At 60.3% G+C, this 15,208-nt stretch carries 15 protein-coding genes; 1 reads left to right on the top strand and 14 read right to left on the bottom strand.

The window, feature by feature from the left end:
* Nucleotides 1-10: 10 nt before the first annotated feature.
* From BK667_RS31670 to BK667_RS31680, 3 genes are read right to left on the bottom strand one after another with little or no spacing between them, the layout of a single operon-like run.
* Complete coding sequence (locus BK667_RS31670; RefSeq protein WP_123515128.1) at nt 11-889, bottom strand: alpha/beta hydrolase; 879 nt, start codon at nt 887-889, stop codon at nt 11-13.
* Nucleotides 886-2,280, bottom strand: coding sequence for an aspartate aminotransferase family protein (locus tag BK667_RS31675; protein WP_123515125.1), 1,395 nt, complete (start codon nt 2,278-2,280; stop codon nt 886-888). Before BK667_RS31675 ends, BK667_RS31670 begins: the two co-directional genes overlap by 4 nt.
* Nucleotides 2,273-2,971 (bottom strand): HAD-IB family phosphatase, encoded by a 699-nt coding sequence (locus tag BK667_RS31680; protein ID WP_123599957.1) that lies wholly within the window; start codon nt 2,969-2,971, stop codon nt 2,273-2,275. Before BK667_RS31680 ends, BK667_RS31675 begins: the two co-directional genes overlap by 8 nt.
* Before the next feature lie 217 nt (nt 2,972-3,188).
* On the opposite strand from BK667_RS31680, the gene BK667_RS31685 reads away from it, so the two are divergent.
* On the top strand, nt 3,189-3,941 hold the full coding sequence (locus BK667_RS31685) for a MipA/OmpV family protein (protein WP_123599958.1): 753 nt from the start codon (nt 3,189-3,191) through the stop codon (nt 3,939-3,941).
* Nucleotides 3,942-4,065: 124 nt separating this feature from the next.
* On the opposite strand, the gene BK667_RS31690 is transcribed toward BK667_RS31685, so the two are convergent.
* The 11 genes from BK667_RS31690 to BK667_RS31750 form a co-directional block, all read right to left on the bottom strand.
* Nucleotides 4,066-4,467, bottom strand: a complete 402-nt coding sequence (locus tag BK667_RS31690; RefSeq protein WP_123599959.1) for a DMT family transporter — start codon at nt 4,465-4,467, stop codon at nt 4,066-4,068.
* Nucleotides 4,460-4,834: a DMT family transporter gene (locus BK667_RS31695; RefSeq protein WP_123515150.1), complete on the bottom strand. Its 375-nt coding sequence runs from the start codon at nt 4,832-4,834 to the stop codon at nt 4,460-4,462. The genes BK667_RS31690 and BK667_RS31695 overlap by 8 nt, the downstream gene beginning before the upstream one ends.
* Before the next feature lie 343 nt (nt 4,835-5,177).
* Nucleotides 5,178-5,507: a GlpM family protein gene (locus BK667_RS31705; protein WP_185058304.1), complete on the bottom strand. Its 330-nt coding sequence runs from the start codon at nt 5,505-5,507 to the stop codon at nt 5,178-5,180.
* Nucleotides 5,508-5,515: 8 nt separating this feature from the next.
* A complete protein-coding gene (aauR, locus tag BK667_RS31710) occupies nt 5,516-6,844 on the bottom strand; it encodes a two-component response regulator AauR (RefSeq protein ID WP_123410319.1) in 1,329 nt (442 codons plus the stop codon).
* Nucleotides 6,841-8,742, bottom strand: a complete 1,902-nt coding sequence (aauS, locus tag BK667_RS31715; RefSeq protein ID WP_123515111.1) for a two-component sensor histidine kinase AauS — start codon at nt 8,740-8,742, stop codon at nt 6,841-6,843. The genes aauR and aauS overlap by 4 nt, the downstream gene beginning before the upstream one ends.
* 178 nt (nt 8,743-8,920) lie before the next feature.
* Nucleotides 8,921-9,655, bottom strand: coding sequence for an amino acid ABC transporter ATP-binding protein (locus BK667_RS31725; protein WP_123599961.1), 735 nt, complete (start codon nt 9,653-9,655; stop codon nt 8,921-8,923).
* The gene (locus BK667_RS31730; RefSeq protein ID WP_123515109.1) at nt 9,652-10,323 is read right to left on the bottom strand and encodes an amino acid ABC transporter permease; all 672 of its coding nucleotides are present in this window, start codon (nt 10,321-10,323) and stop codon (nt 9,652-9,654) included. Before BK667_RS31730 ends, BK667_RS31725 begins: the two co-directional genes overlap by 4 nt.
* Complete coding sequence (locus tag BK667_RS31735) at nt 10,323-11,069, bottom strand: amino acid ABC transporter permease (protein ID WP_123515107.1); 747 nt, start codon at nt 11,067-11,069, stop codon at nt 10,323-10,325. Before BK667_RS31735 ends, BK667_RS31730 begins: the two co-directional genes overlap by 1 nt.
* Nucleotides 11,070-11,262: 193 nt before the next feature.
* Nucleotides 11,263-12,177, bottom strand: coding sequence for a glutamate/aspartate ABC transporter substrate-binding protein (locus tag BK667_RS31740; RefSeq protein ID WP_123599962.1), 915 nt, complete (start codon nt 12,175-12,177; stop codon nt 11,263-11,265).
* 420 nt (nt 12,178-12,597) lie between these two features.
* Entirely contained in the window at nt 12,598-14,136 is a 1,539-nt protein-coding gene (gene glpD / locus BK667_RS31745; protein ID WP_123515103.1) for a glycerol-3-phosphate dehydrogenase, read from the bottom strand.
* Nucleotides 14,137-14,421: 285 nt separating this feature from the next.
* Complete coding sequence (locus BK667_RS31750) at nt 14,422-15,177, bottom strand: DeoR/GlpR family transcriptional regulator (RefSeq protein WP_007916700.1); 756 nt, start codon at nt 15,175-15,177, stop codon at nt 14,422-14,424.
* Nucleotides 15,178-15,208 lie beyond the last annotated feature (31 nt).

Genomic DNA, 15,208 nt, shown 5'->3' on the forward strand with positions numbered 1-15,208 from the left:
CGCGACGGGTTCAGGCCAGTTGCCGATATTCCCGGCGCAGGGGTGGCGGGGCGCAGCGCTGCTGGATGAAACGTTGCTGGATAAAGTCCACGCTCAGTTCAATCACGCGCCGGTATTGCAGGTCGACGGTGATCATGTGATAGCAGTCGTCCAGCAACACCTTGACCACCGGCCCGCCGAGCTTGCGTTCCACGTAATCGGCGTTCCAGCGGCTGGTGATGTCGTCTTCGATGGAGTGCAGGACCAGCGTCGGAGTGGTGATCGATGGCATGCATTTTTTCACCACGGCGTTCAGCCGGTGCAGTTCGCGCACGGTGACGCCTTCCATGGTCAGCAAACCGGCGGCGCTGCTTTCGCCTTCTTTCATTTGGCGTTCGACGATGGCGCGCAGGCGTTCATTCTTGATGCCATAAGGCGGCTTTTCTTCAAAACGGCAAATGTGTACGCCAAATGGAATCTTCATTAACAACGGCGTGAGAAACGCCAGTTTGTGGATGCTCCAGCCGTCGTAGCGCAACGTTGTGGAGTACAGCAGCAAGCCTTCGATCTGCCCGGGGTGTTCGGCGGCCAGGTACATCGACAGCACCGCGCCCATCGACAAACCACCGACGAAGACCCGCTCGTGCTTGCGCCGCACGCCAACGAATGTATTGCGCGCGCTCTCGTACCAGTCCCGCCAGCCGGTGGCTTGCAGGTCGGCGTTGCCCCCGCAGTGCCCGGCCAGGGTCGGCACATAGACCGTGTGCCCGGCTTTCGCCAGGCCCATGGCCACCCGACGGAGTTCCGTCGGGGTGCCGGTGAGGCCGTGGATCAACACCACCGCGACCTCACCCGAGCCGAGAACGAAACCGGCGCTGCCTTCGCCCATGTCGATCTCTTGCGGGTTCATCGTTTCATGGCTCGATCAAGCAAACGGTCGAGCAGAGCAATACCCAGGTCGATTTCCGGGTAGCTGATTTCCAGCGACGGGGCCAGGGTGATCACGTTCTTGTAGTAACCGCCCACGTCGAGGATCAGGCCCAGGCGTTTGCCATCGATTTCGATGTCGCCCTTCATGCCTTCGTCGACCATGAAATCCAGGGTGGCCTTGTCCGGGGTGAAACCGTCCGGGCCGCAGATTTCGCAGCGCAGGGCCAGGCCCAGGCCATCGACGTCGCCGATGATCGGGTAGCGCTTCTGCAAGTCTTTCAGGCCTTCAAGGAAGTATTTGCCCTTGGCCATGACCATCGCGCCGTAATCGACTTCGCTGGTCATCTTGAACATTTCCAGACCGACCGCCGTGCCCAGCGGGTTGGACGCGAACGTGGAGTGAGTCGAACCCGGCGGGAAGATTTTCGGGTTGATCAGCTCTTCCTTGGCCCAGATGCCGCCCAGTGGATTGAGGCCGTTGGTCAGTGCTTTACCGAAGACAATCACGTCCGGTTTGACGTCGAAGTGTTCGATCGACCACAGCTTGCCGGTGCGCCAGAAACCCATCTGGATTTCATCGACCACCATCAGGATGCCGTGCTGATCCAGCACATGCTTGAGTTCGCTATAGAAGTTCATCGGCGGAATCACGTAGCCGCCGGTGCCCTGGATCGGCTCGACGTAGAACGCGGCGTATTCGCACTGGTTGGTTTTCGGGTCCCAGACACCGTTGTATTCAGTCTCGAACAGGCGAGCGAAATTCTTCACGCACTCGCTGCCGTACTCTTCCTTGGTCATGCCTTTCGGGCCGCGGAAGTGGTACGGGAACGGGATGAAGTTGGCGCGCTCACCGAAGTGGCCGTAGCGGCGACGATAGCGGAAGCTGGAGGTGATCGACGAGGCGCCGAGGGTACGGCCGTGGTAGCCGCCTTCGAAGGCGAACATCAGGCTCTTGCCGTTGGATGCGTTACGCACGACTTTCAGCGAGTCCTCGATGGACTGCGAACCGCCGACGTTGAAGTGCACGCGACCGTCGAGGCCGAACTTGTTCTTGGCATCGACCGCGATCATTTCCGAGAGCTCGATCTTGCCTTTGTGCAGGTACTGGCTGGCGATCTGCGGCAGGGTGTCGATCTGCTGTTTCAGCGCGTTGTTCAGGCGCGGGTTGGCGTAACCGAAGTTGACCGCCGAGTACCACATTTGCAGGTCGAGGTAGGCCTGGTCTTCGGTGTCCCACACGTAGGAACCTTCGCAGCGGCTGAAAATGCGCGGCGGGTCGATGTAGTGAACGGTGTCGCCGTAGGAGCAGTATTTGGCTTCTTTATCCAGAAGGATCTGGTCTTCGGCGGTAGCGATTCGAATATCAGACATGATGGAAGAGTTCCTGTGATTCGACGTTGAAAGAGGTGGCGTTGGCGCTGCTGGCGGCTGGCAACTTGGCCAGTAAGGCCTGGAGTTCGGCGAAGTTGTCGAAGCGCGCGTAGGCGATGCCGTTGCGCTCGCAGTGTTCGGCCAGGCGATCCTTGGCGAACACGAAATCGGCGCTGGCGGCGACGCACATGTCCGACTGACCGTCGCCGATCACCAGCACCCGTTTGCCCTTGGGCGTGGACTTGCATTTGCAGTTGCCGGAGGCGGCACGGCAGGCGTCGCTGGAGTACGGGAAGTCGATGCGCCAGCTCTCGTGGCCGAGTTGGCGCAAGCGGTTGGCGAGGATCGGCAGCAGGGTCACGTAGTTGCGCGCGAGGATCCGCGCAATGCCTTGCTCGATGCCGTCGCTGACCACTTCCAGGGTGGCGCCGAGGCCGATCACGTGGTCGACGAAGTCGGGGAAGTCCGGGTCTATTTCGATCGTGTCGAAGAACGCGAGCAGTTCGGTCGGCGTGGCCTTGACCAGCGAGAGCTGGCGGCTGAGGCATTCACGTGAACCAATGTCGCCTTGCAGCCACTCGTTTTCGATCGCTTCCCAGCTTGGGTCGGCGAACTGTTGGAGGATGCTGTCGATCACGTCGGTGCGGGTGATGGTCCCGTCGAAATCACACACGATATGCCAATCATTCATCTGATTACCTATTGGGCCGGGTGCGCTGTTTGCGCTTGCCAAAGGGGTAGAGCAGGGACTGTGCCAATCGGGTTTGGCCCCGTATTCGTGGGGTTGTGGCGGGGTTTTGTGTCGGCGAAGCTACAATTTTTGTAGGTTGCTACAAACAACATGAGTGCTTGCGCAGGGAAGGTGAAAAGAGGATTGATGCGCGCATGTCTTGTTAAGGAAATGCCTCATGTCGAGGATTACGGTTGCTCTGTTTGCGGCGCTGACATGCTTGTCAGCCAATGTTCTGGCCGATGGCATCACCGGGGAGGCGGGTGCGGGGTTGAGCTATCAGCCTCACGACCCGACGGGTAGTCGCCATGACATCCGGCCGGTGCCGTATCTCGATCTGGACTGGGGCGATGTCAGCCTCAGCACCGACGACGGGCTGACGTGGAGCGCGTTGAAGACCAACGGTTTCAGCGCCGGGCCGTTTTTGAATTACCTGCCGGGGCGCACCGCCAATGGCAGTTTGCAGGGTTTGCATGATGTGCCGGACATGGGCGTTGTCGGTGGGTTCGTGCAGTACGCACCGGCTGATTTCTGGCGAGTATTTGCTTCGGTTGGCGAGGCGGTCGGTGGGCCTGACGGTGTGGTCGGGCGGTTAGGTGGCGAGATCGGTTATCCACTGGGCGGCGGGGTGATTGGCAGCAGCAATCTGACCGCGCACTTTGCCGATGGGCAGCAGAATCAGGCGTTTTACGGGGTTAGTGCGGCAGCGTCGCAGGCCTCGGGCATTGCCCGCTACAACGCCGGCGGCGGGTTGCAGAACGTGGCGTTGACCCAGAGCTTCGAGTTTCCGCTGGCAGCCCATTGGTCACTGTTGACCAGCGCGAGCTGGATTCACCTGACGGGCTCGGCGGCGGACAGCAGCATCGTCAAACAGGTCGGGCAGCAGGATCAGGGGGAAGTGCAGGCGGCGGTGGCCTACAAATTCGATTGACCCTGACACCCTGACATTGATCGTTCCCACGCTCTGCGTGGGAATGCAGCCCGTGACGCTCCGCGTCACTGGACGCGGAGCGTCCCTTGAGGCATTCCCACGCGGAGCGTGGGAACGATCCGGTTCAGGTTTGTTCGCCCTCGGCCAACAACGCTATCCCGCCAATAATCACCGCCACACCCACCCAGTGCAGCAGGCTGATCTGCTCGCCCAGCCCCAGCCACGACCCCAGTAGCACTCCGACAAACACCAGCGAACTCAGCGGAAACGCCAGGGACAAACTGCTGCGCCGCAAAATCAGCATCCACACAAAAAACGCACCGATGCCGCAGCCCACCGCAAACAGTACGCCGGGGTCGACGATCACCGCTTGCAGCCAGTGAAGCGTGAAGGTCATCTGGCCCAACTGATCGCCGCCCACCTTGGTCGCAATCTGTCCGGCACTTTCCAGAATAATCAGCAGTGCCCAGAGCACCACCGTGCCCAGGCGCCCATGCAGCCAATCCATCGATTTCGAATCACGCATGGCCGGCACACACGAGCATGACGCCCACCGTAATCACCAGCGTGGCGAGCCAGCGTCGGCGGCTGACGGTTTCCCCCAGCACCACTTTGCCCGCCAGCACCACGCCGCAATAGGCCAGGGCCCCGGCCGGGAACAGCAGGCTAAGCGGCGCCCGGGACAAGGCTTCGAGCCAGACGAAAAACTCAAGCGTGTAGGCGCCGATCCCGCACCACAACAGCGGCGCATTGAATACCTGGCCCCAGAACGCGTTCAGCCGGAAACCGCCTTCGAGTTCCGGCAAACGGTCCAGGCCGAGTTTGAAACAGAGCTGGCCGATGACGTCCAGCACGATGGAAAAGGCGACCAGCAGGATGACGGTGAAGGTCAGGTCGGGATCTAGGATATGCACAGTCAGGATTCACCCTTTGGCGGACACTCCCGGACACCGGCGTCATCGAACATGAAGGCCGGCCGGGAGGGCTGCGGGGGTGAATGCAAGGGGCGGGCCAGCACCTGATGATCGTTCCCACGCTCTGCGTGGGAATGCAGCAAGGGACGCTCTGCGTCCCAGAAGCGGACGCGGAGCGTCCGGGGAGGCATTCCCACGCGGAGCGTGGGAACGATCAAACGTCCTGTAGGAGCGAGGCTTGCCCGCGAAGACGGACTATCAGCCGACATCAATGTTGCCTGACACACCGCTTTCGCGGGCAAGCCTCGCTCCTACAGGGGTGTCAGGTGTGCAGGCGAACCCAGACTGACACAAGCACGGTTGCGGCGATCAACCAGCCTACTGCCGCCACCGCCAGCGAAGCCTCCAACCGCATGCGGTCGACCATGACGTACAAGGTCGCCAGGTACACGAAATACGGAATGATCGACCACATGCCAAACACGATGGTGGTCTTCAGATCCTCTACCGAACGGCCCTTGCCGACGATGTAATGCGCGATCAACGCGAAGGTCGGAAACAGCGGCACCAAGCCTGCGATGTAATAGTTTTTGGTCTTGGCCAACGCGGCGAGTATCAACACTACGCCTGCGCCGAGTGCGGCTTTGAGAATCAGATCCATCAGTGGCTCAGCCCGTACTTTTTCACTTTGTCGAACAGCGTGGTCTTGGCCATCCCCAATTCCAGGCTGGCCTGGGTCAGGTTGCCGCCGCTACGCTGCAAGGCATCGTTGAGCAGGTTGCGTTCAAAGGCTTCCACCGCTTCGGCGAAGGCCAGGCCCTGGTTGCTGCCGCTGGCGCCAGACTTCTTGAAGGCCGGTAAACCAAGGGCGAAACGTTCGGCGACGTTGCGCAGTTCGCGCACGTTGCCCGGCCAGTCGTGGCTCATCAGGTTCGACAGCGTCTGGTTGTCCAGCTCCGGCACCGCGCGGTCGAAGCGCAGGGACGACTGCTGCAGGAAGTGTTCGAACAGTTGCAGGATGTCTTCGCGACGTTCGCGCAGCGGCGGCAATTCCAGGGTCACCACGTTGAGGCGGTAATACAAGTCGCTGCGGAATTCGCCCTTTTTGCTCGACTCGTCCAGGTCGGATTTGGTCGCCGCAATCACCCGGCAATCCACCGCCACGCTCTGGTTCGAACCGAGGCGTTCGAGGGTGCGTTCCTGCAACACCCGCAGCAGTTTGATCTGCAACGGCAAGGGCATGCTTTCCACTTCGTCGAGGAACAGCGTGCCGTTGTCCGCGTGTTCGATCTTGCCGATCCGCCGCTTGCCGGCGCCGGTGAAAGCATTGGCTTCGTGGCCGAAGATTTCGCTTTCGAACAGGTTCTCCGGGAGTCCGCCGCAGTTCAGCGCGACGAATTGCTTGGTGTGACGACGACTGAAGTCATGCAGGCAACGGGCGACCAGTTCCTTGCCGGTGCCGGTTTCGCCTTCGATCAGCACGTTGGCCGAGGTATCGGCGACGTTGGCGATCAGTTCACGCAGGTTCTGCATGGCTGGCGAGCGGCCGATGATCCGGCCTTCCAGGGAATCCCGTTCCGCGAGTTGCCGGCGCAACGAAGAGACTTCGCGAGCGAGGCTGCGTTGCTCAAGGGCGCGGCGGGCCACGTCCACCAGCCGTTCCGGAGAGAACGGTTTCTCCATGAAATCGTAGGCGCCTTTTTGCATCGCGCCGACCGCCATGGAGATGTCGCCGTGGCCGGTGATCAGCACTACGGGCAAGCTGCGGTCCCGGGCCTTGAGCCGGGTCAGCAGTTCCAGGCCATCGATGCCCGGCAGGCGAATATCGCTGATGACGATCCCGGCAAAGTTGTCGCCGACCCGCTCCAGGGCTTCTTCGGCGCTGCCCACGCCGACGCAGGGAATGTCTTCCAGGGTCAGCGCCTGTTGGCAGCCGAGCAGCACATGGGGGTCGTCTTCGACGATCAGCACACTAAGGTCGTTGTTCATATTGGCTCGGCGGGGGTGGGGCTTACCAACGGTAAACTGAGGACGAAAGTGGTACCACCGCTGGCCGGGTGCTCGACACCCAAGTGACCGCCGGTGGCCGCGGCCAGGCTGGCGGAGAGGGTCAGGCCGAGGCCCAGACCCTGTTCGCCGGGTTTGGTGGTGAAGAACGGTTCGAACAGATGCTTGCGCGCTTCGGCGTCGATGCCGTGGCCGTTGTCGCGCACCCGCAGGCGATATTTGCCGTCGTATTCCTCACCTTCCAGCCACAGCGCTGGCAATGGCTGCGATTGCATGGCGTCGAGGGCGTTGCCGATCAGGTTGACCAGAATCTGCTCCAGGCGGGTCTGGTCGATTTGCACTTGCGCGTCCTTGAAGTCACGGTACAGGTGCAGATGCGCGCTTTCCATTCGGCTGCCGAGCAGTTGCAACGCCGCGTCCACGGCTTTGCCCAGACTTGCCTGCCCCTTGTCATCGCCGCGCTTGGCGAACGAACGCAGGCTGGCGGTGATGCGGCCCATACGGTCGATCAATTCGTTGATGGTTTTCAGGTTGGTGCTGGCGACATCCAGTTGACCGCGCTCCAGGAAGCGCACGGTGTTGCCGGACAAAGTCCGCAGCGCGGCCAGCGGCTGGTTCAATTCGTGGGCGATGCTGGTCGACATTTGGCCGATGGCCGCCAGTTTGCCGGCCTGGACCAGTTCATCCTGGGCCCGACGCAACGTCTCTTCGGCCTGGCGTCGTTCGCGGATCTGACCCTTGAGCCGTTCGTTGCTGGCGCGCAAATCGGTGGTGCGTTCGGTAATCCGACGCTCCAGTTGATTGTTGGCTTCCTGCAAGGCTTCCCGGGCCGCGAGGCGGGTGGCGATGACCTTGCGCCGCTCGTTCCAGGCGATCAACAGGAACGCCACCAGGGCAAACGCCACCGCCACCAGAATCCCCTGGTTGATCGCTTCACGGCGCAAATCCGCCAGGGGCGTGAGCAGGGTGAAATTCCACGGCGTGTCGCTCAGGGGCCGGGTCTGGGCCAGGTAGGTGATATTTTGTTCGTCGGAAGCCAGTTCGCTGTTGGCGGGGAAGGTCAGTTTCTCCACACCTTCGGCCAGGGTTTCCCGGGCCAGCGGTTGCAATTCGTTCAGCGGGAACCAGTAGTACTGCAGGCTGCGAGCAAGTTTTTCCTTGGTTTCGTCACTCAGCGGCACCACTGATTTGAGTCGGCGCGCCGGATCGCTGGAGAGAATGATGATGCCGTTCTCATCGCTGACGAAGGCTTCCAGGCGTGCCCGCTGCCAGCGTTCTTCCATGGCTTCGAGCCGAACCTTGACCACCGCGACGCCGATGATCTTGCCGTGTTCTTCCAGGCCGTGGGCCAGGTAATAACCGGGTTCGCCGTTGGTGCTGCCGATGCCATAGAAGCGTCCCGGTTGGCCGCGCACGGCGTTCTGGAAGTAAGCGCGGAAGGACAGGTCTTCGCCGAGGTAACTGTCGACGTCGCGCCAGTTGCTGGTGGCGAGCACGCGACCGGTGGTGTCCATGACGTAGATGGCCCGACTGCGGCTACGCCGGTTCAGGCCTTCCAGGTAGTCGTTGACCGTTTGCCGGGTTTCCGGCGTCGGGTCGTCCAGCAACTTCGAAACACTGGATTCGAGTTCCAGCAGGCTGGGCAGGTAGGTGTACTTGCTGATCTCGCTCTCGACGGCGCGGGCGTGCAGTTCCAACTGACGCTGGCCGTTCTCGCTGAGGCTGCGAATCCCGTAGTGTTCACTGACCCAGAAGCCGATATAACCCAACCCGATCATCAGGGCGATGACCAGCGGCGGCAGGAACAGATGGCGTATCAGACGGGGTTTCACGGCGAGTGATGGCGGCGCTGCGCGATAGAGAGTGGGGTCGCATTTCATCACAGATGCCTTGGGTCAACCACAACACTTGTTCATGAGCCACCGCCGTCCCCTGTGGGAGCGAGCTTGCTCGCGATGAGGCCATTCCAGTCAACATCAATGTTGAATGTCAGTCCGCTATCGCGAGCAAGCTCGCTCCCACAGGGGATTGGTGTGGCTTCGGGCAAGCGCCCGGTGCTTAGTGCTGCAAAATCTTCTCAAGGAAGTGCTGCGCACGTTCGGAGCGGGCGCTGATGTCGCCGAAGAACTCCTCTTTCGGGCAGTCTTCGATGATCTTGCCCTGGTCCATGAAGATCACGCGGTCCGCCACTTTGCGGGCGAAGCCCATTTCGTGGGTCACGCACATCATGGTCATGCCTTCGTGGGCCAGTTGCACCATCACGTCGAGCACTTCGTTGACCATTTCCGGGTCCAGCGCCGAGGTCGGTTCGTCGAACAGCATGACGATCGGGTCCATGGCCAGTGCGCGGGCAATCGCCACACGCTGTTGCTGGCCACCGGAGAGTTGGCCGGGGTGCTTGTGGGCGTGGGCCGACAAGCCGACGCGCTCGAGCAGTTGCAGGCCTTTCTTGGTGGCTTCTTCCTTGCTGCGGCCCAAGACCTTGATCTGCGCGATGGTCAGGTTTTCAGTAATGGACAGGTGCGGGAACAGCTCGAAATGCTGGAACACCATGCCAACCCGCGAACGCAGTTTCGGCCGGTCGGTCTTCGGATCGGCGATGGAAGTGCCATCGACCACTACGTCGCCTTTCTGGAACGGTTCCAGGGCATTGACGCATTTGATCAGTGTCGATTTGCCCGAGCCGGACGGCCCGCACACCACGATCACTTCGCCTTTTTTGACCTCGGTGCTGCAATCAGTCAGTACCTGGAAGTCGCCATACCACTTGTTGATGTTCTTGATAGAGATCATACGGCAAACCTTTTTTGCAGACGCTTGACCAGCAGCGAGGCGGCAAAGCTGATTGTGAAGTACGTAAGCCCTGCGAAGATCAGGAACTCGTTGGAGCGACCGATGATGTCGCCACTGGCGCGCGAAGCGTTGAGGAAGTCCACCAGACCGACCGCGTACACCAGCGAGGTGTCCTGGAACAGGATGATGCTCTGTTGCAGCAACAGCGGGGTCATCTTGCGAAACGCCTGGGGCAGGATGATCAAACGCATCATCTGGCCGTACGTCATGCCCAGGGCTTGAGCGGCACCCATCTGGCCCTTGGAAATCGACTGCACACCGGCCCGCACGATTTCGCAGAAGTACGCGGCTTCGAACATCATGAACGCCACGATGCAGGAGGCGAATGCGCCGATCGGGGTGTCTTCGCCGGTGATCCAGCGCAGCACGAACGGCACCGCCAGGTAGAACCAGGTGATGACCAGCAGCAGCGGGATCGAACGGAAGTAGTTAACGTAGGCGCCGGCCACGTTCGACAGCAGTTTGTTGTGGGACAGGCGCATCAGCGCCAGGAGGGTGCCGAGGATGATCCCGCCGACGACGCCAAGCGCCATCAATTGCAGGGTCATGACCATGCCGTTCCACATGCCTGGCAGGGAAGGGATGATGCCCGAGAAGTCGAATTCCATCATTTACCCCCTAGGGAGATCAGGCCCGGGACCGCGACTTTCTTCTCGACCAGGCGCATCAGCAACATCAGGCTCATGTTCAGGGTGAAGTAAATCAGCGTGGCCAGGGTGAAGGCTTCGAACAGGTTGGCGGAGAACTCGGCGGTCTGCTTGGTCTGCGCAAGCAGTTCCATCAGGCCGATCAACGAGGCCACCGACGAGTTCTTGAACACGTTCAGGAATTCCGAGGTAAGCGGCGGAATAATGATGCGGTAGGCCTGGGGCAGCAGCACGTTCCAGTAGATTTGCGGCAGCTTGAAACCCATGGCGCGAGCGGCGGATTCCTGGCCCTTCGGCAAAGCCTGGATGCCGGTGCGCACTTGTTCGCAAACCCGGGCGGCGGTGAACAGACCCAGGCACACGACGACGCTCAGATAGGCCGAGGTGGTCGGGTTCAGGTCTTGCTTGTACCAGTCCTGCAGGTTTTGCGGCAGCAGGTCGGGTACCAGGAAGTACCAGATGAACAGCTGAACCAGCAGCGGCACGTTACGGAAGAGTTCGACGTAGCAGGTCGCGATGCCCGATACGACGCGGTTCGGCACGGTGCGCATGACACCCAGGATCGAGCCCAGCGTCAGCGCGATAATCCAGGCCACGACGGCGATGGCAATGGTCCAGCCCAGCCCGGAGATGAACCAGTCGAGATACGTCTCGCTGCCCACGCCGGTGGACTTGAAGAACACGCCCCAGTCCCAGTTGTAATTCATTAGGGTCTCCCCTCGGATCGATCAATGTACAAGTGCCCGCCTGGGGAAGCTCCGTTCCCGCCTGACTTTGAAAGCCAGGCACACACGAGCGGCTCGACAGCCACCGGTTCGAGTGTTTCCAAAATATGCCAGCAGGGAGTGACAAACCCCTGAAAGGGCAGTGGCCCTTTCAGGAGATAAGGTTAGTCAGGAATCAGGACTTCTTGTCGTCAGCCGCTTTATCGGTCGGATTGGCGATCAGGGCCTTGAGCTCGTCGCTCATCGGGAAGCTCAGGTTCAGGCCTTTAGGCGGGATTGGCTGCATGAACCATTTTTCGTAGATCTTGTTGATCTCGCCCGACTTGTAGGTGGCCACGATGGCGTCGTCTACAGCCTTCTTGAACGGCTCGTCGCCCTTGCGGACCATGCAGCCGTAGATTTCGTAGGACTGTGGAGTGCCGGTAACGGCCCAGTCATCGGCCTTCTTGGCCTTGGCGGCTTCACCGGCCAGCAAGGCGTCGTCCATCATGAACGCAACAGCGCGGCCCGATTCCAGCATCTGGAAGGACTCGCCGTGGTCTTTGGCGGAGATAACGTTCATGCCCATCTGCTTGTCAGCGTTCATCGACTTGAGGATGCGCTCGGACGTGGTGCCGGCGGTGGTCACGACGTTTTTGCCTTTCAGGTCGTCGAAGTCCTTGTACGCGGAGCCTTTCTTGGACAGCAGGCGCGTACCGATTTCGAAGATGCCGACGGAGAAGTCAACTTGCTGCTGACGCTCGACGTTGTTGGTGGTGGAGCCGCACTCGACGTCCACGGTGCCGTTCTGCACCAGCGGGATACGGGTTTGCGAGGTGACCAGGTTGTATTTGACCTGGAGGTTAGGCAGGTCGAGGTCTTTCTTGATGGCTTCGACGATCTTCAGCTGGATGTCGTGAGAGTAGCCCATCGGTTTGCCGGAAGCATCCGCGATGTAGGAAAACGGGATGGAAGCATCACGATGCCCGAGGGTGATCACACCGGACTCTTTGATCTTCTTCAGTGTGCCGGTGAGTTCGGCAGCGAAAACTGGAGTGCTAATCAGAGCGGCAGCAATGGCTGCGCCCAGGATATGGGGAACGATGCGCATCAAATTTTCCTCGACATTGTTTTTTTTATGGAGCCAGTTCGTCGGCCCTTTTGTGCTTCGAATGCGTGGTGGCACCTGAAGGGTGGGCACGACAATACATTCGTCCAAGAGTGTAGAGCATGACTCGTGCCAGGCCAGGCGGTACAGGTCAACCTATTGATTTGTAACGAAAATAAATATTTATGGCGCTGAATTTACGCTCTGGCTATCCGGTAAACCGAATCGGCTGGCGAGTCGTGTTCGGAAAACCGAATGCGCGTACCCCTGTAGGAGCGAGGCTTGCCCGCGAAGAGGGAGTGTCAGCCAACATTAATGCAGCTGACATACCGCTTTCGCGGGCAAGCCTCGCTCCTACAAAGGAGGTACGAAAAAGCCCCTGAATCTCACAATTCAGGGGCTTTCGTTTAACCGGATTCCCGATCAGGCCGCTTCGATCTTGCTGCGATTCTGCTCGACCTTGCTCAGGTAATCCGCCAGTTTCTGCTGCTCGTCCGGGGTAGTGAACAGCCCGAGTTTGCTGCGGCGCCACAGGATGTCGTGTGCCGTGGTGGCCCACTCTTCGCTGCACAGGTAATCGACTTCGCGGGTGTAGAGGCCGCCGCCGATGTGTTCGCCCAGGTCGCTGAGGTTTTGCACGCCTTCGAGCATGCGCCAGGTGCGGCTGCCGTAAGTGGTGGCCCAGCGGCGGGCGATTTCGGTCGGCACCCAGTCGAACGTGTCGCGGATCTTTGCGCACAGGGCTTGCGGGGTGGTCATGTCTTCGCCGCCGGGCAGGGTGGCCGTCGCGGTCCAGCTCGGCTTGATCTGGGTGAAGTACGGGGCCAGTTGCGCCAGCGCCGACTCGGCCAGTTTGCGGTAGGTGGTCAGCTTGCCGCCGAACACCGACAGTAACGGGGCTTCTTCACCGCTGCCGGACAACGCCAGGGTGTAGTCGCGGGTCACGGCCGACGGGTTGTCGGATTCGTCGTTGCACAGCGGACGCACACCGGAATAGCTGTGCAGGATGTCGTCACGGCTGATTTGCTTCTTGAAGTGAGCGTTGACCACTTTGAGCAGGTAATCGGTTTCGCCTTCGGTGATCGCCACTTTGGCCGGATCGCCGGTGTACTCGCGGTCGGTGGTGCCGATCAGGGTGAAGTGGTTCAGGTACGGAATGGTGAACACAATGCGCTGATCTTCGTTTTGCAGAATGTGCGCGTGTTCGCCTTCGTACAGCTTCGGCACGATCAGGTGACTGCCCTGGATCAGGCGGATGCCGTACGGCGAATCCATCTTCAGGTCGTCACGAATGAACTTGGCGACCCAAGGGCCGGCGGCGTTCACCAGCGCTTTGGCGCGGATCGAAAACAGGCTGCCATCGGCGCGTTCCAGGTGCAGGTGCCACAGGCCCTTGGTGCGACGGGCGCTGACGCAACGAGTCTGGGTGTGAACGTGGGCGCCTTTCTCGCGGGCGGCCATGGCGTTCAGCACAACGAGGCGCGCATCGTCGACCCAGCAATCGGAGTATTCGAAACCTTTGGTGATTTCGCTTTTCAGCGGGCTGTTCGGGCCGAACTTCAGGCTTTTCGAGCCTTCCAGTTTTTCCCGCTTGCCCAGGTGGTCATAAAGGAACAGACCGGCGCGGATCATCCACGCTGGGCGCAGGTGCGGGCGGTGCGGCAGCACGAAGCGCATTTGCTTGACGATGTGCGGGGCCTTGGCCAGCAGCACTTCGCGCTCGGCCAGGGCTTCGCGCACCAAGCGGAATTCGTAATGTTCGAGGTAGCGCAGGCCGCCGTGGATCAGCTTGCTGCTGGCTGAGGAGGTGTGGCTGGCCAGGTCATCTTTTTCACAAAGGAACACCGAAAGACCGCGACCGGCGGCATCCGCTGCGATCCCCACGCCATTGATCCCACCACCGATGACGGCGATATCGTAGACCTCGGCGAGAGGGGGCGTAGGCAAGGTAGAAGTGGGCATCGGCTGGCCTCGGGCTTTTATGATTTTCGATATTGGAATTCGAACATTAATGTTCATTTGCGAAAATGGTAGCCCATAAAGCCGCCCACAGCCAGTCAACTTCGATTGAAAATACTGATCGAAGGGCCGGGAAAGGAAAATTTACGAACATTCGCGCGCAGATCGTTCCCACGCTCTGCGTGGGAATGCATCAATTGACGCTCTGCGTCGGCTCTTGAGGCGGGATGCGGAGCGTCCCAGGCGGCATTCCCACGCGGAGCGTGGGAATGATCGGTGTCGAGGGGGTTAAACGACTTCCAGGCGAATCTTGTGCTGACTCAACAACTGCGCCAACGCTGGCACCGGCTGCTGATCGGTCACCAGGCAATCGATCAGGCTGATCGGCCCCAGGCGAATCATGGCGTTGCGCCCGAATTTGCTGGAGTCCGCCGCCAGAATTACCTGTCGGGCGTTGGCGATAATCGCTTGGGACACCCGCACTTCCTGATAATCGAAGTCGAGCAGGCTACCGTCTTCATCGATGCCGCTGATGCCGACCAGGGCGAAATCCACCTTGAACTGATTAATGAAGTCGACACTCGCCTGACCGACCACACCGCCGTCGCGCCGCACATTGCCGCCGGTCAGCAGGACATCGAAATCGTCCTTGGCGCTGAGCATCGAAGCGACGTGCAGGTTGTTGGTGATGATTTTCAGGTGATTGTGGTTGAGCAGCGCCCGGGCAATCGATTCGGTGGTGGTACCGATATTGATGAACAGCGAGGCGTGATCGGGAATCTGGGCCGCAATGGCTTCGCCGATACGCTGCTTTTCATCGCGCATCTGGTCGGCACGCATGGCGTAGGCGGTGTTTTCGACGCTGGAATCGTAGGCCGCGCCGCCGTGGTAGCGACGCAACAAATTGGCTTCCGCGAGCTGATTGATATCGCGGCGAATGGTTTGCGGTGTAACGACGAACAGCGTAGCCATTTCCTCGATGCTGACATAGCCGCGTTCGCGGACCAGTTCGAGGATTTGCTGCTGACGGGGAGGCAGATTCATGGGGCTTCCTTTGGGCTGCCGTGCAAAATTT

It is taken from the genome of Pseudomonas frederiksbergensis, assembly GCF_003732705.1.
Lineage (GTDB): Bacteria > Pseudomonadota > Gammaproteobacteria > Pseudomonadales > Pseudomonadaceae > Aquipseudomonas > Aquipseudomonas frederiksbergensis_F.